This is a genomic window from Pseudomonas sp. RU47 (assembly GCF_004011755.1).
In the GTDB taxonomy this organism is placed as follows: domain Bacteria; phylum Pseudomonadota; class Gammaproteobacteria; order Pseudomonadales; family Pseudomonadaceae; genus Aquipseudomonas.
Map to the genome: position 1 here is coordinate 1,909,137 of NZ_CP022411.1, position 25,635 is coordinate 1,934,771.

Below are 25,635 nucleotides of genomic sequence, written 5' to 3' on the forward strand. Positions count from 1 at the left end.
CTCTCTGCCGTCATGAAATCAAACCCATTGCCTGACGAGAGCTGCCCCAATGTCTGCAAATCCTGCTGAAACCCTTGCTCCGCCCGTCGCCGATGATGTGCAGGCGTTGTCCTTTCTGTCGTCCAGCCCAGCCTTTCTTTCGAGCGATGACGCCGCGGCATGCCTGCACGCTCTGTTGAAGCATCCGCGAAACAGTGAGTTCAATGGATTCATTCTGAAAACTCGCGATGCGCGATTCATTTGCGCACAGCTTATCGAAGCGCCAATAACCGCAGCCGAAAACCATCCGGGCGCCACGGCATCCGTTCAGAGCGGCGCACCGGCTGTAACAGTCAGCGTAGCGGGGGAGCTGATTATCCCGAGTGGTCTCACTCTCGAAGCAAGTTTTCACGCCCGTCCTGTCAAAGCTCAAGGTATTGATGAGGCCACCGCCGAATGGATTCAGCGCACTCGTTTTTTCGCGATAGCGGATTTGTCGGCCGTGATGAGTTCGCATCGTAAATATTCAAAATGTTATCTGGCCGCACGTAACGGTGGCCTGCTTTCCTACACATCGAAAAATCGGCCTTTTGAACAGGAGCTAGCGCCCCGGCTTTCCAGGAAAAATGATGGTCAGCCACGACAATTCGAGACGTTGTATGAAAATGGTTCGATTCCCAGCAGTCTGTGGATCTTGCTGGCTTTGGCGGCCGGGGATGTAAGGGTCGTGGTAAACGGTGATCTTTGGCGGCGCCGAGGGCAGCTCAAAGCCAGTTGGAGGGCGGACCTTCTGCAGGTGCCGGCTAAAATCGAATCAATGCCGATTTTCGGGCCGATTTTTCGCGATGCCAAGGATGTTGCGCTCTACCTGCGAAACCAATTGCCTGCGCCGACCGCTGTTCTGCCCAACACAGGCTTCATTCTTAAACATAATGTCAGTGACTTCTTTATCGTCACCGAGCCGGTTTCCAGTGATTACGCCACCTTTGACCAAGAGCGAATGTTTCCCAAGGGGCGGCAGGGCACGCCATTGATCCCTCGCGAGTTTCGGATGCATGGCCTTTACCATTCAATCCTGCCCCTGCCTGCGGCACTCCTGGCACCTCGTGAGGCGGAACTTCAGCAGAATTTCTTTTCTGCAGCGGATCTAAAGGCCGGTCTGGAACGTGTCAGCGTGGCACCGCATCAACGTTTATTTGTCGTCACCCCCGACGGGGCGGTGCTGCGTTTTGCCAAGCCAATAATGCCCAAGGTCCGGGCGTTGCTCGTTGAGTTGGCGGACAGTCTTGAGCAGAAAATAATCTCAGGTGCGATCGCACCGCAGATGCTGGTCGACAAAGTGGCGAGCGCCGGCATTCTCAGCGTCCTGCTGGCAAGCAAAACCTGGCCCGACACTGGAAGGATCCGCGTATCAGCCACTGCCATTACACAATGATCACTCGCCATTTCGCTGATGGCGATAGTCACTGACGGCCTCGTAAACCGCTTTGCGCAGCCGGTTGATTCCGCCGATCGGTCGATGCGCCTCAATGCCAAACCACGGGTTGAACGCCAGATTGTCGCATTGCAGATTCAGCGCCGGAGTATCGAAATCCTGCGGCGGCAAAGTGATCCGCGCGACGGTTTCGAAGGGCGAATCCTGCTCGCGCCATTCGATGCTGGTGTCCTCGATCGGCATGTATTGATGGGCATCCTGACGCTGGATCTGCAGTACGAAACAGGCCGGCACGCGATCCGTCGACAACTGCTGATTCAACGCGCTGCGCAGGAAGTTCGGCAGGTCGTGGTTCTGTTTGGGCAATGTGTACGCAGGGCAATTGTCCGGATCCGGCGCGACCCGGAACTTTGCATTCGCCTCACCGAATTTGTAGGGCGAAACTGAAAAGTAGGTAGTCCCGGTCGGGCTGTCCGGCGGCGGCGACAAGGTTGCCAGTGCAATAAACAAATGACGGATCTGCCAGGTGCGTGGATCCCATCCGGGGAAAAACGCCATGACCTTTTTGCCTTCAGCCTGCGCCGCCACATTCTGACGGTACTCGGCGACATCACTGACAAAGAAGTTCGGGTGGCTGAACATCACGAAGTCCTGTTCAGGCTGTGCCTGGCGGTTGCCGAGCAGCTGTTTTGCGGAAACGTCGAGCAGTTTGATCGCCATGCCTCTGGCATCGCGAATGCTGTCGAACTGCGGGTAGGCATTGCCGTTGGACAGGCGAATCATCGCTTGCCAGGTTTTGCCTGGCTCACTGAACACGCCCTGTCGCAGCGACTGCGCGAGTTCCGGCAGCACCTGCACTTGCGCCTTCACACAGCCATGGGCCTTGGCATGGGCGTCGCGAAGATACCGTGTGCTTTCGCGATGCTGATCGACGATGCGCACGGCGGTCTGGATCACGTCCTGGGTCATTGCCGCTTCGCCGGGTGGAATCTGTTCCAGCGCCGACACCGGGCCGCGGTGTTGCCAGGCAAACCATGCTGTGGCGATGGCCCAGCCGAGCAGGCCAATGGCGAGCGCTATCAGCAGCGCTTTGCCAAGCAGACGCCCAAGCCATAACCAGATTCTGGCCAGCAGTGACTGTTCTTTCTTGAAGGTCGAGATCATGGCAATTGCGCCTCCAGTGGACCGCCGAGGACTTTCAGGTATTCAAGCAGCGCCCAACGTTCTTCCGGCTGCAACAACCGGCCAATAACGCCGTTACCGCGCTCGCCTGCACGGAATTCATGGCCGCTGTTATGGTTGCCGGTGATCCGCGTATCGAACAGGAAGCCATTGGTAAACGCTTCAGTGCGATACCCCAGGTGGCGCGGATCGAATTCGAAGGTGCCTTTGAAGAAGGTCGTGGCGCGCTCGTCCTGTGGCGACAGCAACTGATAAATGCTCGGCACCGAACCGTTGTGCAGGAACGGCGCGGTGGCCCACACGCCAGCCAGCGGGCGCGCCTTGTAGGCGACTTTTTCGCGCACGCCGATGGGCAGGCCGAAACCGTCCATGCGGGGTTTTTCCTGCGGCGTGATCTTGGCTTCGCGGTAGGCGCGCTCTTCGACAAAAGCGGTGACGTAAGCCAGGCCCTTGGCCACCGACAACTGACTGAGGTCCAGCGGCTCCTTGGGCGTCGGGTGCAGTTTGACGTCCATGGTTTCGAGTTCCTTCAGGTCCCATTGCAGGGCGGTCAGATCGAAACGGTGAGTGGCGATATTGTTGGCGGCATTCGGATCGGTGCCGATGACAGCGACCGGCAGCATGTGCAAATGCTGCACCCAGCGATCACCTTCCTGAGTCTGGCGCGGGACGTGGCAGCCGGCGCAATTTTCGCTGAACAGCGTGCGTCCCTTGGCGGCGAGGGGCTTGTCGATGGCGCCAAACAGCTCCTCTGGCCAGGCGGGCGGCTTGAGCTTTTGCAGGGTTTCTTCGATCTTGTGCAAATCACGCACGCGCACGCTCGAGGCATAACGCGCATCGCCTTGCAGTGGCTGGCCGTTGGTGTCAAAGAAATTCAGAGTGGCGCCGACGCCCAGTGCCTCGCCGATGTTGCGCGCCATCGGCTGCTGCGCCGAGCCGTTCCACTGCACCCAATCAAATGTCCACATGTCCCACAGTTGCGGGTAATCCACTGGCGCATTGGCCACGCGGTAGTTGGCCGGGGATATCGCATCGCCGAACGTGGCATTGGCAATGCGGCCAAAGGCGTCGGCGCGGCCGGGCCCTTCGTCGGTCGGGTAGAGACCGCGATGGGTATCGTTCCAGGCGACCTTGAGGAATGTGTTCAGAGAGGTTTTGAAGTCTTTGCGCAATTGCTCGTGGCGCGCGTCGTATTCGTCGCCCAGCACGGTTCTGGCAAAACGTTCGAATTTCCATGGGTTGTAGTAAGTCGAGGTCAGGCTTGCCACCAAAGCCTGTCCGAAACTGCCGCCTCGTAAAGTAGGAACACTGGAAGGCAGCACGTGTTGCGCAGTACCGCCGTCAATCCGCACGGCCTGGCCTTTAAAGCGCAATTCGCCGGTGTGGCAAGCGGCGCAAGTGATGTCCAGATATTGCTCGGAGCTGCCCGGATTTTGATGCCGGGCAAAACCGACGGGGAGGTTGCCGGGGTTGTTCGTCGTGGCTTTCTGCTGCGGATCGATCAGAAAACCAAAGCGTGCGAGGTAATCGGGCGCGGCGAAACGTTGCTGCGAGAAGGGCAATTCCAGCGCCTGGAACCATTCATAGCGCAGGCCTTTGACCTGCGTGCCCTGAGGCGTGAAATAGTAGGTTTGCCGCTCTTCGTCACTCCACTGATTCAGGTAATGCACCTGCTCGGCGGGGGTGTAGAAGGGCAATTTCGGGTTGGCGACGTAATACAGCACCACGGCGAGAACGAGCACCAGCAGCACGACGATCAGGGTCAGCACACGGATTAAGAGGCGCAAGATAAACATCCTTGTCGAATTGTTGCGCAGTTATGCCTGAGCCGGACCCTATGCGGCAAGTGGCCATTACGCCAGATGATGCAAGCAGAGTCGCCGGGCATTGTCGGGACAAGATGACAGAAGCTTCATCGCGCCTTTGCCCAAATGCGTTTTAATCCCTGAACTTATCGTCGCTTTACTGCTCTCATGCCGGTAGCCATTGGTCGTGGCGGCCTGATAAGCTCGCGGCTTTACTCGATTGCCCTTTCGGCGCATGAACAAGGAAATAGCATGAAACAGCATCGGTTGGCGGCGGCGGTTGCCCTGGTTAGCCTGGTCCTCGCGGGTTGTGATTCGCAGACCAGCGTAGAGCTGAAAACCCCGGCGCAAAAAGCTTCCTACGGTATCGGCCTGAACATGGGCAAGAGCCTGGCTCAGGAAGGCATGGATGATCTGGACTCCAAAGCGGTAGCCCAGGGCATCGAAGATGCCGTCGGCAAGAAAGAACAGAAGCTGAAAGATGAAGAACTGGTCGAAGCCTTTGCCGCGCTGCAAAAGCGTGCTGAAGAGCGCATGGCCAAGATGAGCGAAGAGTCGGCTGCGGCTGGCAAGAAATTCCTCGAAGAAAACGGCAAGAAGGCTGGTGTGACTACCACCGCTTCGGGCCTGCAGTACGAAGTGGTCAAGAAAGCCGACGGCCCACAGCCTAAGCCGACTGACGTAGTGACCGTTCACTACACCGGCAAGCTGACTAACGGCACCGTATTCGACAGTTCCGTCGAGCGCGGCAGCCCGATCGATCTGCCGGTAAGCGGCGTGATTCCGGGTTGGGTTGAAGGTCTGCAACTGATGCACGTTGGCGAGAAGTACAAACTGTACATCCCTAGCGATCTGGCTTACGGCGCTCAGTCGCCAAGCCCGGCAATCCCGGCCAACTCGGTTCTGGTCTTCGACCTGGAACTGCTGGCCATCAAGGATCCAGCCAAAGAAGCTGCCGCTGCCAAGTAATTGGCAAAGGCTTCAACAACAACGCCTCGCTTATGCGGGGCGTTGTTGCATCTGGAGTCTGGCAAGGGTAAACAGAGCGAACCGATGGCGGTCGCGAGAGTCATAGCCATTGAGGCTGCCCGCGCTAGCCGCCCTGAGCAGCCAAGTCAATGAAATGTTGGGGTTTTTTATGTGAGTAAAAAACGCCCGATCTGAGCGCAGCCCTTATGAAACGGGGCTTTCAGCGCTGAAATGCAGCTCTGTTCACAAGGTTATCCACAATTTGTGTGGATAACATTTCAACGGGAGGAATAGATGAAAGCTCCGTGGAATTTCGCTCGATTCCTGCCTCTGGCCGGCCGTTTGTTAGCCCGTGGACGTTTGCCAACCTTATTGTTTGCGGTCGCCAGCAAAGGCGCCGCGCAAGGCAATCGCCTCGGCAAACTCAAAGACGATTTACGTTTACTCCAGGCATTGTGCCTGGCCTATTGGCGCGGTGAGTATCGGGCCATCAGCGGCAAAGCACTGGTTTCGGTGGTGGCGGGTCTGATGTACTTCCTCAGCCCGGTCGATGCGATTCCGGATTTCATTCCCGTGTTCGGCATGCTTGACGACATCGCTGTCCTCGCCTGGCTGATGAAAACCCTCGACGATGAACTCAATGCCTTCCGCCTCTGGCGCAACCGCCAGCAGCCGGAAAAACTGGCAGTCGTCGAACGCCTGCCGGATACCCCCGAACAATTGCAACTTCAGGGGCCGAAAAAGTCCTGATTATCAACCGCCTCTTACAGATAGATACCCCCCGCGACCTTGGCCGCTGTTAGGATTACACTTCTAGGGAAAAGTGCCGACTCGCTAAGTGTTGTTGTCCTACGGGGTAGTCATGGATATTCAGATAATTGCACGCGATGGCGAACCCGAATACGCGGTTCTGCCGTGGGCTCAGTATCAGGCTCTACTAAAAGCAGCAGGCATCAACGAAGCACCGTCGCGTCCGGCAGCCACGCCGCTCGCGGCCTCACCAGACACGATTCTTCCAGGTCTGGATCAACTACGCAGTTTGCGCGAAGGGAAGGGCATCGCCATTGAGGCGTTGGCCCGCACGGTAGGCATCAGCCCGTCATATCTGGCCATGATCGAAAGTGGCGAGCGTCAGCCCGACGCCGCGATTCGCCGCAGCCTGGCCTGGGAATTGACGGTGCCAGGGTGGAGGGATGAATCGTGAGCGTACGCATTAGTCGTCAACATTGGGACGGATTGCTGGGGGAACTGGATCAGGCGCGTCGCCAGCGCCATCTGCTGACTTATCGGGCCTTGCTGGAGCGGTTGCAACTGCCGACACCGGCGATGCAGACCCTGACCGCCGCCCTCGAGCATCTGGCCGCGCTGGATGCGAAGGCCGAACAACCGTTGCGCAGTTCGCTGGTGATCAGTCAGGGCGCGAGCCGTCTGCCACGCACCGGTTTCTTTGAGTGTGTCGAACGTCTGGGGCGTTTTTCCGGGCCATCCGATGGTGTAGCTGCGGCCTCTTGGCATGCTTCGGAAGTCGTCCGGGTTTTTGAATACGAGTACCCGGAATCGGCGGAGGCCTGAGTGTTTTTACGACTCAAGGCGCGGGCGAGCTACTGGCTGGCCCGCCGGCTGTTTCACTGGTCATGGTTTGTCCGCCAGCCACGTGGCTGGCGTTGGCTTGAGGGTCAGTTTGCGCGCATGGCCAATCTCGGCGATGTCAGTGCGCAAAGCTTTTATGGGCACATCCTGACCTTTCGTGGCGTCGGCCTCGGAGCACGTGAAGAAGGTGTGCGCCTATTGCGGCTGGCGGCACTTGCGGGTGATGGCAAAGCGGCTTACCAGATCGGTGTGATCAGCCTGGCGGGAACACCGAGCAAGTCACCGGATCCTGTCGAAGCCGCACGCTGGTGGGGTATGGCTGCCAAGGCCAGACACCCGTTGGCTGAGCTCAAATTGAAAGAGCTGAGCGCTCGGGATTCAACGCAGTAAATCCAATTGTGTCCGTCCTGATAAACGCGGCGTGAGGTTTTCCTCACGCCGCGTTTGCGTTTTGCGTGACTGTTTATCTATTGCTCATTTATTACAGACAAGTCCTACAGCCATCGCCTACTTGCCTGACTTCTTTCCTGATTGATCCCCCGCACAGTTCCCGCGCCTAATTTTTTTGCGCGAGGGAACGCTCATGTTTGATCCACTTATTCAGTCCACTTCGCACACCCGCGTGCGCTGATGGAAGCCGTCACCCGCATCGAGCAAGCACTCGACAGCTTTCCCGCCACCCTCAGTATTTACCGCGAACAGCTCAGGCATTGGGCCAGTCGAGCGGCGGACAAGGTCAGCCACGCGGCGGATCTGCCGTCGTTGATGGGGATGGAGCGGGTCATCCGCTTCGGTGCCGACAGCACTGTCGTCAGCAGCACCGACAACGAGTTTTTCTCCGGCGTCGTCCAGTGCCCGAAGGGCGGGGTGATGGAGATCGAGAGCAAGTTCGAGTCGGTGTACGACATTGCGCTCGGCAACATTGTGGTCGATGTGATCGCCATGGATGGTGGTGAAACCACGCCCGTGACGCTCGACGCGCAGGGCAAGGGCTCGTTCAGAGGCGTCGCGGGGAAGTTCTACCGGGTGCAGGTGCACAGCGAGGTCACTGAGAGTCAGGTCGAGGCCCTGTTCAAAGCCTATGACGGCCTGACCGCTGAGCTGGACGGCTGGTTACGCAGCGAGTGGCAGGGTTTCAAACCGCAGTGGTCGCAGTCGGTGGCGACGGCAGCGGGCAACGGCATGCTTGCCGGGAGTTGGGCGGCGATCGAGGGGGTGTGGGACAGCATTGGCCTGCTGTCGGACATTCTCAAGGATCCCGGAGCGTTCGCCGAGCGGCTGGGTGAGGGCGCCACGCAGTTGATGGCGCTGGCAGCGACAGCCCCCGACGTCATGGAAAAGCTTCAACTGCTGGTCAGTGACGAAGCTGCACTGTGTTTATTGCTGCGCACGGCCAGCCTTTGGCTGGAGATGCTGCCGCCCAGTGAAATCGCCGGCAAAACCGCGGAAGCGGCGTCGATGATGATGGTGCAGTTGCTCATCGATGTGCTGATCAGTGTCGTTCTGACGTTCGTCAGTGGTGGCGCAGGCATCGCTTATCTGACGTTGCGTCTGGCGGATCGCGCCGTTCAATTGCTGTCGGCGGTGAAGCGTTTGGTGAAGGCGATGTTCGGCATCGTCGAAGGGTTCATCAAATACGTCGATCAATACAAAGCCGTTGCCGCCCGCGGCATCGCCGCCGGGGTGAAAAAGGGCCGGATGCAGTTGCGCTGGGATGCGCAGCGCAACACCTTGTTGAAGAAAGACGAGCCTCACGACGACTCGCCGGATCAGGCGAAAAATCCCAACGGTGACGGCGCTGATTGCGTGCCCTTCACCTGCACCAACGGCTGTCCGGTGTCGATGGTCACCGGCGAAGAACTGCTGACCCTGACTGATGGGGTGCTTGATGGCGTGTTGCCGTTCGAGTTCACGCGGTTGTATCGCTCTAGCGCCGCTGAGATCGATGTCGGGCTGGGGTTTGGCTGGAGTCATTCGCTGGCGCATCGGCTCGCGTTTGAGGGTGACTTTGTTGTCTGGGTCGACCATGAAAACCGTCGAACACGGTTTCCGCTTCCTGGCGTTTCGCGCCCGGCGATTCACAACAGCCTGTCGCGGGCGGCGATTTTCCTGGGCGATGAACCGGAAGAGCTGATCCTCGCACTGGCCGGGGACGCGGCGCGGTTTTATCACTTTCGTGCAGGACGGCTGACGGCGATCAGCGATGCCTATGGCAATCGTCTGACGGTGCAGCGCGATCGATCTGACCGGGTGCAGCGACTGGATAACGGTGCGGGGCGCTCGCTGCTGTTGCGGTATGACCGCGCGCAGTTGCTCGGTGTGGATTATCAGGTGTTTCGCGAAGGTGCCTGGAGTACCGAGCAAGCGCTGGTCAGTTACCGCTACGACGCTTATCGGCACCTGATCGAAGCGACTAACGCCGTCGGCGACAGCGAGCGCTACGACTACGACGACGCCCACGTGATTCTGCAGCGGCAACTGGCCGGCGGCGCGAGTTTTTTCTGGGAGTGGGAGCGGTCGGGGAAAGCCGCGCGTTGCGTGCGTCACTGGGCGTCGTTTTCGCAGATGGACACCCGTTACGTCTGGAATGACGACGGCAGCGTCGCGGTGCATTACGTCGATGGCACCGAAGAGGTTTACGTCCACGACGAGCGGGCGCGGCTGGTGCGCAAGGTCGAGGCCGACGGTGGCGAGCAGCTCAAGGCCTATGACTCTTCGGGTCGCTTGATTGCCGAGCAGGATGCCTTGGGCGCGGTCACCGAATACCGCTACGACGAGGTCGGACGGCTGGTGGCGCTGATTCCGCCGGACGAGGCGCCCACGTCCTACGAGTATCGCAACGGCTTCCTGCATAAACGCTCTCGCGGTGACGCGGTGTGGATCTACCGGCGCAATGCCGAGGGTGATGTCACCGAAGCGGTCGACCCCGACGGCCAGGTCACCCATTACTACTACGACACCCGGGGTCAGTTGCTGTCGATCCGCTATCCGGACAGCAGCCGCCATCGCCTGGTCTGGAATAACCTCGGCCAACTCATTGAAGAGACTTTGCCCGACGGCGGCGTGCGGCGTTTGTCCTACGATGCATTGGGGCGGCGGACCACAACCGCAGACGAACACGCTGCGGTCACCCGTCAGCATTGGGACGCCGTTGGCCGACTGATTCAGACGACATTTCCTGACGGTGCGACCCGCGCCTACAGCTACGGCGCCTACGGTCAGGTCACCGCCGAGCGCGATGAACTCGGGCACATCACCCGCTACGAATACGACGATGACCTGCACCTGGTCTCGCGGCGGATCAACCCCGATGGCACGCGGGTGCAATACCGCTACGACCATGCGCAGCTACTGCTCACCGAGATCGAAAACGAGTCCGGGGAAAAATACCGGCTGGACTACACGCCGACCGGGCTGATTCGTCAGGAAAGCGGTTTTGACGGCCGGCGCACGGCGTACGCCTATGACCTCAACGGCCATCTGCTGGAGAAGACCGAGTTCGGTGATGACGGCTCTTGTCTGCTCACCGCTTATGAGCGCGATGCGGCCGGACGTCTTCTGGTCAAAACCCTGCCCGACGGCCTCAAGGTTGTTTATCAATACGACCGTCTCGGCCGACTGATCGGTGTTGATGACGGCCAGCAACACCCGCTGGCCTTCGAGTACGACCGCCAGGACCGGCTGATCACCGAGCATCAGGGCTGGGGCACTCTGCGCTACCGCTACGACGCCTGCGGCCAGCTCAAGCGCATGCGTCTGCCGGACAACAGCGTGCTCGACTACCGCCACGCCAAGGGTGGCGCGCTGAGCGGGATTGACCTCAATGGGGCCGAGCTGAGCCGTCACGTCTATCAGTCCGGGCGCGAACTGCAACGCCAGCAAGGCCTGCTGCTCAGCGAATATACCTACGACGATCAGGGACGATTACTCGCCCACGCCGTAGGCCATCAGCGCGATGCGTTGTACCGCCGCGATTATGCCTACAACGCCAACGGCAATCTCGCGCACATTGCTGACAGCCGCCACGGCCAGCGCACCTACGGCTACGACGCCCTCGACCGGCTGACTCGTGTACGCCACTCACGCGACGAACTGCCGGAAAGCTTCGCCCACGACCCGGCCGGCAACCTGCTGATGCAGGACCGCCCCGGCCCGAGTCAGATCAAAGGCAACCGCCTGCTGCTGCAAGGCGACCGCCACTACGATTACGACGCCTTCGGCAACCTGATCCGCGAACGCCGCGGCCGCGCCCAGACACTCGTTACCGAATACCGCTACGACTGCCAGCACCGCCTGATCGGCCTGACCCGCCCGGACGGCCAGACCGCGTCCTACCAATACGATGCCTTCGGCCGACGCATCCGCAAAACCGCCGGCGACGCCACCACCGAGTTCTTCTGGCAAGGCGACCACCTCGTCGCCGAAAGCAGCGAAAGCGAATACCGCAGCTACGTCTACGAACCCGGCACCTTCCGCCCGCTGGCATTGCTCGACGGCAAAGGCCCGAAAAAAGCCTGCCCGTTCTACTACCAACTCGACCACCTCGGCACCCCGCAGGAACTCACCGACTACAGCGGCGACATCGTCTGGTCCGCGCAATACGACGCCTACGGCAAAGTCGCCGCACTGACCCTGGCCGGCGAGGACTACCTGAACCAGCCGCTGCGTTTTCAGGGGCAGTACTTCGACGGGGAAAGCGGGCTGCATTACAACCGGCATCGATACTACGACCCGAGGCTGGGGCGATATCTGACGCCGGATCCGATCAAGTTGGCCGGTGGGTTGAATCAGTACCAGTACGTGCCGAATCCAACGGGGTGGGTGGATCCGTTGGGGTTGAATGGATGTCCGGGTGGCGATGGCTGCAAGAAACCAACCCTCGAGTCAATCGATCCGACCAAAAATATAAAGGGTGGAGAGGAAGACTCTTCCCGCTCAGTACCGCAACAAACTTACTTGTACCGTGGGTCTGGAACAGATCCATCAGAAATCTTCGAGAACGGCTTTAAAAGCAAAGGAAATAGCAACGACCTATTTCTTCACTCAATCGATAGTGACTTTCCTCCAAGTAATTTTATTAGCACCTCTCTTTCAAGAGAGATGGGGAAGGCATTCGCTACCAGCTATTTCACACGTCCCGGATTTCTCTACACGCTGAAAATGATCCCAGGCCATGATTTGAAAAAAGAGTTAGGTGCGTCTTATAGATTTAGTAAGGAGCAGGAAATTGCCATCCCAGGTCAGATCAAAAGGGAAGATATTCTTGGTGCTACACTGATTATTGATGACGGCAGAGAATTTGGTTACTCAATTCCTAATCCGCACAGGAAAATAAACAAGTGAGAAAAATATTTACTGTTGACGTTGTGGTGAATGGTAATAAGAAGAGAGTTGATCTTGCTTGTGACTGGGTAGCTATATCTATAACAATCAAGATTGGTGGTGGGCCAAGAAAGACATATTTCGGAAGTGATTTTTATAGGTGTTTTGCGGCATTAAGAAAAGATAATGATGGTTTGGTTTTTCATTGTAAGGGGGCTAAGACTAATGTTCATCCATCAAGCATGGCCTCGCAAATGTCTCTTGGGCTGAAAGCTTACGAGTTGGAAATTGGCAAAGAACCGTCAATAGATGATCTCGTATTTATCTTTGATTATGAGGAGAAAGACTTGTCAAACGATCCCGATGAGCAGCGGCAGTTTTATTTGAGTTGGATGACTTCTTGAGTGATGCGAAAGTAATCGAGCTTTTGGTGTGTTAGTGATTAAGCGTTAGGCTTAGGTTGTTGTTGGAAAAATTTCTTATGTAATAGTCGGTTTACTGTGAACTAAATGTTGCTTTGGTACGGAAGAGGAAGGTTATGAGTAAAGATAGTGATGAAGGGAAAAATTTCGGTCTTGGGGGTCATCAATCAGCCGATAAAAAAAGTGACATTGTAAGAGATACATTCAGAGGCGTTCCTAGTTCTAGGTTTATTAGTAATCGGGCGCAAATGAGCGCATATAATGAAGCGCTGACAAGGGAGGTCAGAAACATGCCGCGCTTTACGGGGGAGGACAGTATGGGGAATTTGGTCGTGCGGATGCCCGCGGAAGGAGTGGGTGAAGGATATGAACCCAATCCATCTGAACCGACAGAGCCTAGATTCATGCCTAAAATGAATGCGTTTGAAATGAAGTTTGATTTTGAAACGTTACAACCCTACGCACTGTATCCGGTGGAGAACTTTTGATGTTGATGCATCCCTATCTTGATGTTCCATATAATCCCCAGTTGAAGCACTTTCTTGGAGGGTTCGATATATACGATCGCGAGGAGACGTTGGGCTCGGAGTTGGCGGAGTACGACCCTGAGTGTCCTTCGGATAGAGTGGGTCTGATATCTAAGTTTGTTGTGAAAAGATTTTCTGGTTTGACTTATCGGCACAAGTTTGTCTTGTTTTCCGTGTTGGGTGAGGCTTTGGATGGCGAAATAAGTGATCTTGCTAAAGTCTTTAAACATGATCCGTTTTCTCATTCATTGCTCCCATTTGGTTGGAACGAGATGAAAGATCCTAAGATTTTTTTTGAGCACATATACTCTATCCTGTCCGAAGTCTGGACTGATGATTTATACCTAGCCGGTCAGGAAGACTGCTCAACGTGGTAGCCGGCATAAAAAGCAGAGCCTAGAGTGACTGTACTGACGCCTTCGCGGGCAAGCCTGCTCCCACAGGTAAGTGTGTCGTTTGAGGGATCAGCGTTGACCCCTTAGCTGTGGCTGGTGGAGTACTGAGGTTGTAAGGCTATCCAATAAATGAACGCTATACCCCGGAACATTCTTCGCATGATGTTTCGCCTGCGAGGCCATTTCCGCGAGTTGACTGGCATCCAGGTGTGCGCAAGCCTCGGGATGCAAATGCACCACGCCAATGGAAAGCGACAACAGCGGAAACTCCTGCCGCACCCCTTGGCGATTCGGCGCAATAAAACATCCCGCCTCAAGGTGTTCGGGGCGATAGAAGCGTCGGCATTGGCTCTGAAAGTCATCAAGCAGTTGATTGAGACGTTTGCGCCAGTCTTCCGGGCCAAGGACCAGAAGGAAGTCGTCGCCGCCAATATGGCCAACGAAGTCGCGGGACGGGTCGACCCGTTCATTCAGGCATTGCGCCAGACACAGCAGAACTTCATCACCCCGTCCGTAGCCGTAGATATCGTTAAAGGGTTTGAAACTGTCGATGTCGACGTAGCAAATGACCGACTCGCGCCCCTGCTGCAGCAACCGCGTCAAGCATTGCTGGATCGGCACATTGCCGGGCAGCAGAGTCAGTGGGTTAGCGTAGCGAGCCTGTTGGATTTTCAGTTCGGTGATCAGTTTGAGCACGTCGATCACTCTGCCAAGGCCGAGATACCCGCCGTTGAGGGTGATGATGAAGTCCTCTTCGATGCGCTGGCGGGCACGGCTGGTGATCAGGCGGCTGACCTGTTGCAGCGACTGGCTCATTTCCACGGCGAGGAAGTCGTCGTTCATCAGGCGACTGATCGGTTTACGGGCGAACAGGTCGGTGGCGAACGGTTTGAGCAGGGCATCGGACAGGGAATGACGATGGACGATGCCGCAGGGTTGGCCTTGTTCGTCGAGTACCGCCAGTGAATTGAGGTTGGCCTGGCGGCGAAAGGCCTCCAGTACGTTGGCGGTGGGTGTGTCGCGATGCACGGCCGGTTGCTCGTTGAGCAGGGCGCTGAGGTCGCTGCCTTCGTCGTTCAGCGCAACGCTGCTGCTGTCGTGTTTGGGCATCAAGGCGCGGGCATCGCGCGGTGGGTGTTCCTGAGGGCGGCCGAGCAAGTAACCCTGAACCAGATCGACACCCATCTCGGTCAGCACCGCGAGTTCTTCCGGCAACTCGATGCCTTCGGCGATGACTTGCGCCCGAGAGGCTTTGGCGATTTGCAGAATCGAGCCGACGAACTCGCGCTTCAACGCATCCTGATGAATGCCGTCGATGAAGTGTCGATCGATCTTCACGTAGTCCGGACGAAGTTCTGACCACAACCGCAGGCTCGAATAGCCGGCACCGAGATCATCCAGTGCAATCGAAAACCCCATTGCCCGATAGTGATGCAAGGCAGTTTGCAGCAACTGAAAGTCGTCGATCGGCGTTTGTTCAGTCAGTTCGATGACGACCTGGCTGGGCGGAATGCCGAAATCCTGCAGCAACTGCAACGTGCGCCCCGGTTGATGCGCGGCTTCAAGCAAGGATTCCGGCGAGACGTTGAGAAATAGCTTGCCTGGCAGTTGCTGCTCGTTGAAGCGGCGACAAGCGCTCTGGCGGCAGGCGATCTCCAGTTCGCTCAAACGTCCGGCCTGACGTGCCACGGCGAACAGCGCGATCGGCGAGTGGAGAGGACTGTTGGAAGGGCCGCGCGTGAGCGCTTCGTAGCCGAGAATGCGGCGTTCGGAGAGGCTGATGATCGGTTGGAACAGGCTGTGTAAACCGCTTTGAGTCAGGATCGAGCTCAAGGCACTCAGCTGTTCGGTCGTGGTCATGGCAATCTCTGGCGATAAAAAAAGGACTGGGAGCGTTCTCGATGAAGAGAGTGGCTCCCAGTCCTTTATTGCACGACAGAATGATGACTGTTTGATGACGATCCGGGGATCGTCAGCATTAAATTGCCATCATCTTACTTCTTGGCCACCTGATTGCTCAGCTTCAGGTAATCCAGCAGCACGCGCCCGGTTTCGCTCAGGTAGGCATCGTCTTCCGGTTTGACCTTGTCCGGGTCGGCGGCTGCAAGGGCGTCTTCGTCTTCTTTCTTCAGTTCTTTGAGCGGCTCTTCGCCTTTGGCTTTGCGACGGATGTTTTCCATCGTCAGTTGCTTGGCGTCGATGTCGTTGTGCTGGGCACGGCGTTCGGCTTCGTTGAGGCTGACGGTTTTTTCTTCCATCAGTTTCTGCGCCAGGGCCAGCTTGTCGCGGATGAACACGAACTCGGCATCCTTGGCGGTGCGCGTGTCATGCTCGGACTTGAGCTGGGCCAGGAACGGCTTGAACGGATCGGCCGCCGGTTTGATTGCCGCGCGGATGGTGTCCCACGGCATGGCTTCCGGCAGGGCGCTCTCGCCGATTTCCTTGGTGTCGATCAGCGACGGATAGTCGATGTCCGGCAGCACGCCTTGATGCTGGGTGCTCTGACCGGACACACGGTAGAACTTGGCCAGCGTCAGCTTCAGTTCGCCATGGTTCAGCGGTTGAATGGTCTGCACGGTGCCTTTACCGAAGGTCTGGCCACCGATGATCAGCGCGCGGTGGTAGTCCTGCATGGCGCCGGCGAAGATCTCCGAAGCCGAGGCGGACAAGCGGTTGACCAGCAATGCCATCGGGCCTTTGTAGAACGCGCCCGGGTTTTCATCTTCGAGTACGTCGACACGGCCATCGGCATTACGTACGAGTACGGTCGGGCCTTTGTCGATGAACAGACTGGTCAGCTCGGTGGCTTCCTGCAGGGAACCGCCGCCATTGTTGCGCAGGTCGATGACCACGCCGTCGACTTTGTCTTTCTGCAGCTCGGTGAGCAGCTTCTTGACGTCGCGGGTGGTGCTCTTGTAGTCCGGATCACCGGCACGGAACGCTTTGAAGTCTAGGTAGAAGGCTGGAATCTCGATGACGCCGAGTTTGTAGTCCTTGCCGTCCTGTTTCAGGTTGAGCACGGACTTCTTCACGGCCTGGTCTTCGAGCTTCACCGCTTCCCGGGTGATCGGCACGATCTTGGTGGTCTGGTCGTTCGGCGCATTGCTCGCCGGAATCACTTCCAGACGCACCACGGTGCCTTTCGGACCACGGATCAGTTTGACCACTTCGTCCAGACGCCAGCCGACCACGTCGACCATTTCTTTGTTGCCTTGGGCAACGCCGATGATCTTGTCGGCCGGGGCGACCTGTTTGGTCTTGTCGGCCGGGCCTGCCGGCACCAGACGCACGACTTTCACCTGGTCGTTGTCGCTCTGCAACACGGCACCGATGCCCTCGAGGGACAGGCTCATGTTGATGTCGAAGTTTTCCGCGTTATCCGGCGACAGATAGTTGGTGTGCGGATCGTAAGACATGGCGAAGGTGTTGATGTACGCCTGGAAGATGTCTTCCGGACGGGTCTGGTCCAGGCGCGCCAACTGATTTTTGTAGCGCTTGGTCAGGGTTTCCTGGATCTGCTTCGGCTCTTTGCCGGCGATCTTCATCCGCAGCACTTCGTCCTTGACGCGTTTTCGCCACAGGTCGTCGAGTTCAGCGGTGGATTTGAGCCAAGGGGCGTCCTTGCGATCGATCAGCAAGGTTTCCCTGGTGGTGAAGTCCATCTTGTCGACGCCTTTGTTCAGCTCGGCAAGGGCGAAGTCCAGACGCGACTTGACGCGGTCCAGATAGCGCTTGTAGATGGTGAACCCGGCGTTGAGGTCGCCGCTTTTGAGGAAGTCGTCGAACTGCGTCTTCCACTTGTCGAATTCGCTGATGTCGCTGGCCATGAAGTAGCTGCGCGACGGATCCAGCAGCTTGAGGTAGCTGTCGTAGATGATCACCGAGCGCGCATCGTCGAGCGGCGGCTTGCTGTAGTGGTGACGCTTGAGCAACTCGACGACGTTCAGGCTGGCGATGACTTCATCGCGATCAGGCTGCAATTTGTCCCAGCTGTTGGCTGCGAATGTATTGCCCGACACCGGCAACAAACCGATACCGATGAAAAGAGCGAGGGCGGTGCTGGGGAGCAAATGCTTCATGCTGATTCGACGCGGGGACAATTGATAACGCATATTAGGCCGTCTTTGAAGTCGCCGGTTCTACGAGAGCCGGTCGCATAATGCAAAAAGCCCGGCGCTACAGCTTCGGGCTCAGTCCAGACTCACTATGGAGGCACTGTGAAGGCATTGCAAGGCGTTGACGGTCAAGTGGCATGGGTTGAAGAGCCGAGTCCTACGTGCGATGTAGGACAAGTCCGCATTCGAGTGGCGGCAGCCGGCCTCAATCGCGCCGATTTATTACAGAAAGCAGGGCTCTATCCGCCGCCCCCAGGAGCCAGCCAAGTGCTCGGTCTTGAGTGCTCAGGGGTCATCAGCGAGGTCGGCGCGGGCAGTGCGTGGCAGGTCGGTGACCGGGTTTGCGCCTTGCTGGCCGGGGGCGGCATGGCCGAAGAGGTGGTCGTCGACGGGCGGCACGTGCTGCCGGTTCCCGAAGGCGTCTCGCTGATCGAGGCCGCTGCATTGCCTGAGGTTTATGCAACAGTCTGGCTGAATGTGTTTCAACTTGCGGCGCTCAAACCGGGTGAGAAAGTTCTCTTGCACGCCGGCGCAAGTGGAATCGGTTCAGCCGCCATTCAGTTGTGCAAGGCGTTTGGCAATCCGTGTTGGGTCAGCGTCGGTTCGACCGAGCGTTTGGCTTATTGCGAGGCGCTGGGCGCGCAGGGCGGGGTGGTGCGCACCGATGATCTGGAGAGCCTGCGTGATTTCGGGCCGTTCAATGTGATTCTCGATCCGGTGGGTGGCAATTATTCGGCGTTGAATCTCAAGCTGATGGCGCTGGATGGGCGATGGGTGTTGATCGGTTTGATGGGCGGTCGTGAGGCGAAACTGGATCTGGCGCAGGTCTTGGCCAAGCGTGTGCAACTGCTGGGCTCGACGTTGCGCAGTCGTGACGATCAGTTCAAGGCGGATCTGTTGAGTGATCTGGGCCAGCAGGTGTGGCCGTTGTTTGCTGAAGGGCGGTTGCGTCCACAGTTGGCCAAGGCGTTTGCGGTGAAGGATGCCGAGGCGGCGTTTGCGGAGTTGGCGAGCAATACTGTTGCTGGAAAACTGGTTTTGGTGATCGACGACAGTCTGAGCTGAGCACGGAAAAGCCCCTCACCCTAACCCTCTCCCAAAGGGAGAGGGGACTGGCCGGGTTGTTCTGTCGGGCTACATCGACCTGATGCATCGGGTCGAACTCAGGTTTGGAATATCAGCCTGCCTGTGCAGATTAAATCTTTGTCATTTCCAGAGATGGATTGGCCAGTTGGCCTTTTCGGCGTGTTCCAGCAGCACTGGGTCTGGATTCACCACGTGCGGGAAATCCACTTTCAGCAACAACGGCAGATCATTGCGTGAGTCGGAATAGAAACTCGCACCTTCCAGGTTCTCTTCTTCAGCATCCAGCCATTCCAGCAAACGGGTGATCTTGCCTTCGCGGTAGGTCAGGGTGCCAACGGTATGCCCACTGTAAACGCCATGGGCGACTTCCAGTTCAATCCCCAGAATTTCATCAATGCCCAATCGATCGGCAATCGGTCTGACCAGGTGCGTGCCTGACGCCGAGATCACCAGAATCCGGTCGCCGGCCTTGCGGTGGGCGGCGATGGTTTTGGTCGCGTCGCTGAAGATGATCGGTTCGATGAAGTCTTCAACCCATGGCCCGACCAGGTGTTCGACTTCTTCCGGCGTACGCCCGATCAAGGGCTCCAGGCTGAATTCCATGTAGTCTTCCATGCGCAATTTGCCATGGCTGTAGGCGTCCATTAGTTCGTTGTTCTTGCGCATGAACGACTCGGGATCGACCCAGCCCAGGCGCCCCATCTGCTCGCTCCAGAGGGTGGCGCAGTCGCCGTGGATCAAGGTTTCGTCCAGATCAAAAATTGCCAGGGCCATCAGTGCAGTTCTCTCTTCAACGTCAGCAAAGTCATCAGGCTACCTCACACAGGGCCGTTGGATCGATGGAAAGTGCCAGCCGCTGACCGTCGGGATGGAGATCGGCCGCCGAGCGGTTGAGCACATCCACCACCAGTTCCACGCCGCGCGCTTCGATCCGGTAACGGATGACGTTGCCGAGCAGGCTGTGGCTGCGGATCTGCGCGTCGAGTTCGCCGTTGAGGCTCAGTTCGATGGCTTCCGGGCGAATGGCGATGCGGTGGCTGATCGGGCGCTGCAGCAGCTTCGACGCATCGTCGGCATCGAGCAGGTTGTAGTTGCCGATGAAGCCTGCGGCGAACACATCGACGGGTGCGGTGTACAAGGTTTCGGCATCGCCGCTTTGTACGATTTTTCCCTGATTCATCAGGAAAATGCGATCAGACATGGTCAGCGCTTCTTCCTGATCGTGGGTGACGAAAATCGTCGTCAGGCCGAGTTCGCGCTGAATCTGGCGGATCTGTTCACGCAGGTGTTTACGAATCCGCGCATCGAGCGCCGACAGCGGCTCATCGAGCAGCAGCAAACGCGGACGTGTGACCAGCGAGCGGGCGAGGGCCACGCGCTGACATTGTCCGCCGGACAGTTGATGTGGATAGCGGCTGGCGAAGTCGTTCAGTTCAACAAGTTTCAACACCTCGGAAACGCGTTTATGGCTGTCGTCGGCATTGACCTTCTGCATGCGCAAACCGAAGGCGACGTTTTGCTCGACGGTCATATTGGGGAACAGCGCATAACTCTGAAACACCATGCCAATCCCGCGTTTCTGCGGGCTCAACGGCACGATATCGACGCCATCCAGCAGAATCTTGCCGCCATCGACCGGCGTCAGACCGGCAATGCAACGCAGCAGGGTCGACTTGCCGCAGCCGGAGGGGCCGAGCAGGGTGACGAACTCGCCCTTGTTGATCTCGCAGTCAATGTCGCTGAACACGGTGGTGCCGGCGTAACTTTTCTGCAGGTGTTGGACGCTGACATAGCTCATTCGCTTTTGTCCTTGTTCAAGATGTTGGCGATCCAGGTCAGGACCAGCACGAAAAAGAAATACGAAATAACCAGCGCGCTGGTGAAGTGGCCGCTGCTGTTGCGCATGTTGTTCAGATAAACCTGCAAGGTTTCGTAACGCGTGCCGACCAGAATATTGGCGAAGACGAACTCACCGAACAGGAACGAGAACGACAGCAGCAACGCGACCATCAGGCCTTTGCGCAGGTTCGGCAGCACCACCAGAAACGCTGCCTGAAAGGTGCTGGCGCCGAGCAGTTGCGCAGCGTCCATCAGGTCACGCAGGTTGATCGCCTGCAGGTTGTTGGTGATCGCCCGGTACATGAACGGCAGCGCCACGGTGAAGTAGCAGCCGATCAGAATCCACGGTGTACCGACCATCGCCATCGGCCCGGAACCGTAAAGTTGCAACAGTCCCACCGACGACACCACCGGCGGCACCGCGAAGGGCAGCAGGATGAGGATGTTCATCAGCGCATCGAGTTTCGGAAAGTGGTAATGCACCACGAACAGCAGCGGCAGGATCAGTACCACCGACAGCACCAGCGCGCCGACACACACCAGCAGCGACTGGCCGAAGGCGTGAAGAAAGCGCGGATCGCTCCACAACTGGATGTACCACTTGAAGGTGAAACCGCTGGGCAGGATGGTCGCTGACCAACTGCTGGCGATCGAATAGACCAGCGTGCCCACGAGTGGCAGCAAGAGGATGGCGAACAACAGATAAACCACGACGCGGTGGTAGAGGCCGGCCGGGCCGGATTCAGCGCGAGACATGGTAGCTCCTCTTCAACAGCAGTTGATGCACGACGGTGACGATGGTCATCAGCGCCACCAGCACCACGGCCAAAGCGCTGGCCAGATTCGGGTCAAGGGAAATGTCACCGGAGACCATCGCCGCAATCCGGATCGGCAGGACGTTGAAGTTGCCCGTCGTCAACGCGTACACCGTGGCGTAGGCACCGAGGGCGTTGGCCAGCAGGATCACGAATGTACCGAGCAGCGCCGGGGTCAGCACCGGCAAGCCGATATGCCGCCAGAATTGCCAGCCATTGGCGCCAAGCAGTGCGGCGGACTCGCGCCAGTCTTCACGCAAGGCGTCGAAGGCGGGATAGAGCAGCAGCACACCAAGGGGAATCTGGAAGTAGGTGTAGAGGATAATCAGCCCGGTTTTCGAGTACAGGTTGAAATCCTGAATGATCCCCGACTGCTTCAGCATGATCGTGATGCTGCCGTTGAAACCGAGCAGGATGATGAACGCGAAGGCCAAGGGTACGCCGGAAAAATTGCTGGTCATGTTGGCGAAGGCATTCACGAAATTGCGCAGTTTCGAATCGACCCGGCGCAGGGAATACGCACCCAGTACGGCAATGATGATGCCGAACACGCTCGACCAGAAACTGATTTCGAGGCTGTACTGGATCGCCTGCAAATAGAACTTCGAGCTGAAGATCTTGCTGAAGTTGGCCAAGCCCCAGCCGAATTCTTCTGATTGCAGGCTGCTGATCATCACCCAGGTCAGCGGAGCGATTTCGAAGACGATAAAGAACAGCGCGAAGGGCACCACGCACAGGGCTGCCAGCCATTTACCGCGAGTCATTGAGTTCACTTGAGCAACTCCCGGCACACCGGTTTGTCATGGGGCACGCCGAGCAGTTCGCAGACCGTGCCGCAGATTTCGGTCTGCTTCGGTGCGGCGTCAGCGTCGAGGCTGAACGCGTCACCGAGGACAAACAGCGGCACCTGACGCTCTTCCGGCAGCAGGCCGTTGTGCGAGCGATCGTTGTTCATGCCGTGGTCGGCGGTCACCAATACCTGATAGCCAGCGTCGAGCCAGTTCTGCAGATAGTCGGCGAGGATGATGTCGGCGAAGCGCGCGCTGTTGCGGTATTGCGAAGAGTCGAGGCCGTGTTTGTGCCCGGCGTCGTCGATGTTCATCGGATGGATCAGCAGGAAATCCGGATCGTGGCGCAGGCGCAGGTTTTCTGCGTCGGCGAACAGGTGCGAGTCCGGGTAGTGATCGCTCCAGTAGAAATGCCCGTGCTGGATCGGCAGCGACAGATTGTCGGTGTGGCGGTCGCGTGCTGCCACGAACGGCGAACGGTTATACAACTCGCTAACCCAGTGATACGCCGCTGCCGCGGTTTTCAGGCCGGCATCGCGGGCGTAGTGATAAATGCTGCGCTGATTGGACAAGCGCGAGACGTTGTTGTGGACGATGCCGCTGTCGATCGGCGGCACGCCGGTGAGGATGCATTCATAAAGCGGTCGGGACAGGGCCGGCAGTTCGCACTCCAACTGGTAGAGCGCGGCGCGTCCTGCGCCAACATAAGCCTGCAGATGCCCCATGGCGTGACGCGCGACCTCGTAGTTGAGGCCGTCGAGCACGACAAGGATGACGTTGTGCTTCATAGGGGCAAAAACTCCGCGAAACAGGAAATTTCAGATTCAACCGAGATCCCCTGTAGGAGTGAGCCTGCTCGCGATAGCTGTTGAACATTCAACAACAATGTTGACTGAATTACCGCTATCGCGAGCAGGCTCACTCCTACATGGGGATTTGTTTCAGATCACACAGTAGTGATCAGTCGCTTTATTTCATCTCTACGATGACTTCTTCGTTCCACTGCTGTGGCAGGGCCTTGGAAGTCTTTTCCCACGCATCGGCGTCTTTGATCGGGGTGACCTTTTTGTACTGCTCGTTTGGCAGCAGTTTGGCCTTCACGTCTTCTGGCAGTTGCAGGTGCTCGGCGCGGATCGGACGGGCGTTGCCGCGCGCGAGGTTGGTCTGGCCGGCGTCACTGAAGATGTATTCGCGGGTCAGCTTGGCGGCGTTCGGGTTTTTCGCGTACTTGTTGATGATCGTGGTGTAGCCGGAAATCACCGAACCGTCGGACGGGATCAGCACCACGTAGTCATCCGGGTTGGCCATCTTGGCTTTGTAGCTGAGGCCGTTGAAGTCCCAGACCACACCGACTTCGATCTCGCCTTTTTCCATGGTGGCGATGGTCGGGTTAGCCATCGACAGACGACCTTGCTTGGCGATGTCGGCGAACAGCAGCAGCGCAGGCTTGATGTTTTTCTCGTCGCCACCGTTGGCCAGTGCTGCAGCCAGAACGCCGTTGGCGGCTTGTGCGGCGGTGCTCACGTCACCGATGGAAACCTTGTATTTGCCGCCCTTGAGGTCTGCCCATTTGGTCGGTACTTCGGAGCCGTGCAGCAGTTTTTTGTTGACGATGAAGGCGATGGTGCCGGTGTAGGCCAGCGCCCAGTTGCCGTCCTTGTCCTTGGCCCAGTCCGGAACCTGATCCCAGGTGCTTGGCTTGTACGGTTGCACCACGCCTTGTTTGACCGCAATCGGGCCGAAGGCCGCACCGACGTCGCCGATGTCGGCGGTGGCGTTATCTTTTTCTGCGGCGAATTTGGCGATTTCCTGGGCCGAGCTCATGTCGGTGTCGATGTGTTTCAGGCCGTAGGTTTTGGCCAGGTCTTCCCAGGTGCCTTTCCAGTTGGCCCAGTCATCGGGCATGCCGACGCTGTTGACGGCACCTTCCGCTTTCGCAGCGGCTTCGAGGGTTTTCAGATCGGTGCCGGCCGCCATGGCGGAGGTGCACATTGCAATGGTCGAGCCTAACAGTGTTGCCAGGAAAAGCTGTTTCATTCCGAAGCTCCTTGGTCGTGTTCAACGCTGCGATTGCGGTGTGTGTTGGTCTAGGTCAGCAATACCTGAGCCAATTTAGGCGGGCTGGATGACACTTTGATGTCGGCGGCCCTGCGGCAGGTCTTTTGTTTGCTCGGTATCAGCGGTTGCCAGATAAGCGTAGACCATGCCCAAGCCCCGGCGGACAAGGGACTTGGCCGATGTATTGCAAGTCATGAGGACGACCGTTCGGTAGTTTTGTCATCTCTCGGTCATCTGCACTGCCTAGGCTTGCAATATCACGCAACGGCTCGATTGCCGTGCGATTTTGCCCTGAAACAGTGCTGGTCTAGTCCAGATAGGTAACGTTGATGCGCGATGAGGCAACAAAAGCGGTGACAGCGATTGGCCAGGTGCTGCAGGAACAACTCGATCACGGGTTGCTGGCGGCGGGCAGCAAGTTGCCGGCCGAGCGCAAGCTCAGTGAGTTGTTCGGTACGACGCGGATTACCGTGCGTGAGGCGTTGTTGCAGTTGGAGGCGCAGGGGCAGATTTATCGCGAGGAGCGACGTGGCTGGTTCGTTTCGCCGCCGCGTCTGGCGTACAACCTGATGCAGCGCAGTCACTTTCACGCAATGGTCAGTGCGCAGGGGCGGGTGCCGTCGACCGAGGTGATTTCGGCACGTTTGCAGCCGGCGTCGGCGGCGGTGTGTGCCTGGTTGCAGTTGCCGGCGTTGTCGAGTGTGATTCAGATTTGTCGGTCACGGCGGATTGATGGGCGGTTGGTGTTGTATGTGGAGCACTATTTGAATCCGCAGTTTTTTCCGGGGATTCTTGAGTTTGATTTGAATCAGTCGATGACCGAGTTGTATGCGCGGCATTACGATTTGCACTATGGGCGGGTGCGGTTTGAGATTGTGCCTACGTCGTTGTCGGTGGATGCGGCGGCGGCTTTACGGGTGTCGGTGGGGAGTCCGGGGTTGCGGATTGCTCGGGTCAATTATGATCAGCATGAGCGGTTGATTGATTGTGATCTGGAGTTTTGGCGGCATGATGCGATTCACGTAGGGGTTGATGTTGTTTGAGCTTTGACCTTTGACCTTGGCGGCCTGTGGGCCGACCAGGCTATTGGGTTCTGTGTGAATATCCGTTTCTGCGGGTGTCGCGGTTGGCGGTTTCGCTTTTACAGCGACTCACTTTTCCAGGCGCCGAAAAGTAAGCAAAAGGCTGGGCCCCGGCGTTCGGCCCGCTCGCTGGGGCTCGGGGTTCCTTCGCTCCGGGATCGATCCGGGGGCATCGCTTCCGGTTTGCTTCGCTGCACCTCCTTTCGATGTGTTCGACTTCGTCGAA

The 25,635-nt window shown here is 57.8% G+C and carries 22 protein-coding genes; 12 read left to right on the plus strand and 10 right to left on the minus strand.

All coding sequences use genetic code 11. The features are described from left to right. The first annotated feature begins 49 nt into the window (after positions 1-49). Positions 50-1,414: a hypothetical protein gene (locus CCX46_RS08745; RefSeq protein WP_127926382.1), complete on the plus strand. Its 1,365-nt coding sequence runs from the start codon at positions 50-52 to the stop codon at positions 1,412-1,414. Here CCX46_RS08745 and CCX46_RS08750 read toward each other — a convergent pair whose 3' ends face one another. Beyond that, a complete protein-coding gene (locus CCX46_RS08750; protein ID WP_177413895.1) occupies positions 1,415-2,548 on the minus strand; it encodes a catalase family protein in 1,134 nt (377 codons plus the stop codon). It abuts the gene before it with no gap. Between the two features lie 26 nt (positions 2,549-2,574). Then, on the minus strand, positions 2,575-4,383 hold the full coding sequence (locus CCX46_RS08755) for a di-heme-cytochrome C peroxidase (RefSeq protein WP_127926384.1): 1,809 nt from the start codon (positions 4,381-4,383) through the stop codon (positions 2,575-2,577). 270 nt (positions 4,384-4,653) lie between these two features. Here CCX46_RS08755 and CCX46_RS08760 point away from each other — a divergent pair, with 270 nt between their 5' ends. From CCX46_RS08760 to CCX46_RS08800, 9 genes are all read left to right on the plus strand, one after another. Next, positions 4,654-5,370: an FKBP-type peptidyl-prolyl cis-trans isomerase gene (locus CCX46_RS08760; protein WP_007919751.1), complete on the plus strand. Its 717-nt coding sequence runs from the start codon at positions 4,654-4,656 to the stop codon at positions 5,368-5,370. Positions 5,371-5,664: 294 nt separating this feature from the next. Next, entirely contained in the window at positions 5,665-6,120 is a 456-nt protein-coding gene (locus CCX46_RS08765) for a YkvA family protein (RefSeq protein ID WP_122608401.1), read from the plus strand. 112 nt (positions 6,121-6,232) lie between these two features. Beyond that, complete coding sequence (locus CCX46_RS08770) at positions 6,233-6,574, plus strand: helix-turn-helix domain-containing protein (protein ID WP_127926385.1); 342 nt, start codon at positions 6,233-6,235, stop codon at positions 6,572-6,574. Then, a complete protein-coding gene (locus CCX46_RS08775; RefSeq protein ID WP_003223109.1) occupies positions 6,571-6,942 on the plus strand; it encodes a hypothetical protein in 372 nt (123 codons plus the stop codon). The genes CCX46_RS08770 and CCX46_RS08775 overlap by 4 nt, the downstream gene beginning before the upstream one ends. Continuing rightward, positions 6,943-7,350, plus strand: coding sequence for a sel1 repeat family protein (locus tag CCX46_RS08780; RefSeq protein ID WP_127926386.1), 408 nt, complete (start codon positions 6,943-6,945; stop codon positions 7,348-7,350). 240 nt (positions 7,351-7,590) lie between these two features. Then, a complete protein-coding gene (locus tag CCX46_RS08785; RefSeq protein WP_127926387.1) occupies positions 7,591-12,303 on the plus strand; it encodes an RHS repeat-associated core domain-containing protein in 4,713 nt (1,570 codons plus the stop codon). Further along, positions 12,300-12,686, plus strand: coding sequence for a hypothetical protein (locus CCX46_RS08790; RefSeq protein WP_127926388.1), 387 nt, complete (start codon positions 12,300-12,302; stop codon positions 12,684-12,686). Before CCX46_RS08785 ends, CCX46_RS08790 begins: the two co-directional genes overlap by 4 nt. A 134-nt stretch (positions 12,687-12,820) precedes the next feature. Next, a complete protein-coding gene (locus tag CCX46_RS30815) occupies positions 12,821-13,192 on the plus strand; it encodes a hypothetical protein (RefSeq protein WP_238704386.1) in 372 nt (123 codons plus the stop codon). Next, on the plus strand, positions 13,192-13,608 hold the full coding sequence (locus CCX46_RS08800; RefSeq protein ID WP_127926389.1) for a hypothetical protein: 417 nt from the start codon (positions 13,192-13,194) through the stop codon (positions 13,606-13,608). Before CCX46_RS30815 ends, CCX46_RS08800 begins: the two co-directional genes overlap by 1 nt. A gap of 87 nt (positions 13,609-13,695) precedes the next feature. Here the strand turns inward: CCX46_RS08800 and CCX46_RS08805 are convergent, their stop codons facing one another. Together CCX46_RS08805 and CCX46_RS08810 are read right to left on the minus strand one after the other, a co-directional pair. Then, on the minus strand, positions 13,696-15,486 hold the full coding sequence (locus CCX46_RS08805) for a bifunctional diguanylate cyclase/phosphodiesterase (protein ID WP_127926390.1): 1,791 nt from the start codon (positions 15,484-15,486) through the stop codon (positions 13,696-13,698). Between the two features lie 134 nt (positions 15,487-15,620). Beyond that, on the minus strand, positions 15,621-17,705 hold the full coding sequence (locus tag CCX46_RS08810; RefSeq protein ID WP_174244439.1) for a carboxy terminal-processing peptidase: 2,085 nt from the start codon (positions 17,703-17,705) through the stop codon (positions 15,621-15,623). A gap of 138 nt (positions 17,706-17,843) precedes the next feature. Between CCX46_RS08810 and CCX46_RS08815 the strand changes: the two genes are divergently transcribed. After that, a complete protein-coding gene (locus CCX46_RS08815) occupies positions 17,844-18,806 on the plus strand; it encodes a zinc-binding dehydrogenase (RefSeq protein WP_127926392.1) in 963 nt (320 codons plus the stop codon). A 141-nt stretch (positions 18,807-18,947) separates the two neighbouring features. Here CCX46_RS08815 and CCX46_RS08820 read toward each other — a convergent pair whose 3' ends face one another. The 6 genes from CCX46_RS08820 to CCX46_RS08845 form a co-directional block, all read right to left on the minus strand. Continuing rightward, positions 18,948-19,601: an HAD family hydrolase gene (locus tag CCX46_RS08820; protein WP_007916329.1), complete on the minus strand. Its 654-nt coding sequence runs from the start codon at positions 19,599-19,601 to the stop codon at positions 18,948-18,950. Between the two features lie 34 nt (positions 19,602-19,635). Further along, positions 19,636-20,625 carry an ABC transporter ATP-binding protein gene (locus tag CCX46_RS08825; RefSeq protein ID WP_127926393.1) on the minus strand — a complete coding sequence of 330 codons (990 nt, stop codon included), beginning with the start codon at positions 20,623-20,625 and terminating at the stop codon, positions 19,636-19,638. Then, the gene (locus CCX46_RS08830) at positions 20,622-21,422 is read right to left on the minus strand and encodes an ABC transporter permease (RefSeq protein ID WP_007916333.1); all 801 of its coding nucleotides are present in this window, start codon (positions 21,420-21,422) and stop codon (positions 20,622-20,624) included. The genes CCX46_RS08825 and CCX46_RS08830 overlap by 4 nt, the downstream gene beginning before the upstream one ends. Further along, positions 21,409-22,245, minus strand: coding sequence for an ABC transporter permease (locus CCX46_RS08835; RefSeq protein ID WP_410479219.1), 837 nt, complete (start codon positions 22,243-22,245; stop codon positions 21,409-21,411). Before CCX46_RS08835 ends, CCX46_RS08830 begins: the two co-directional genes overlap by 14 nt. Before the next feature lie 5 nt (positions 22,246-22,250). Then, positions 22,251-23,057 carry an alkaline phosphatase family protein gene (locus tag CCX46_RS08840; protein ID WP_127926394.1) on the minus strand — a complete coding sequence of 269 codons (807 nt, stop codon included), beginning with the start codon at positions 23,055-23,057 and terminating at the stop codon, positions 22,251-22,253. 181 nt (positions 23,058-23,238) lie between these two features. Next, positions 23,239-24,306, minus strand: a complete 1,068-nt coding sequence (locus CCX46_RS08845; protein WP_007916337.1) for an ABC transporter substrate-binding protein — start codon at positions 24,304-24,306, stop codon at positions 23,239-23,241. 350 nt (positions 24,307-24,656) lie between these two features. On the opposite strand from CCX46_RS08845, the gene CCX46_RS08850 reads away from it, so the two are divergent. Beyond that, on the plus strand, positions 24,657-25,370 hold the full coding sequence (locus tag CCX46_RS08850) for a UTRA domain-containing protein (protein WP_007916338.1): 714 nt from the start codon (positions 24,657-24,659) through the stop codon (positions 25,368-25,370). Positions 25,371-25,635: the final 265 nt, after the last annotated feature.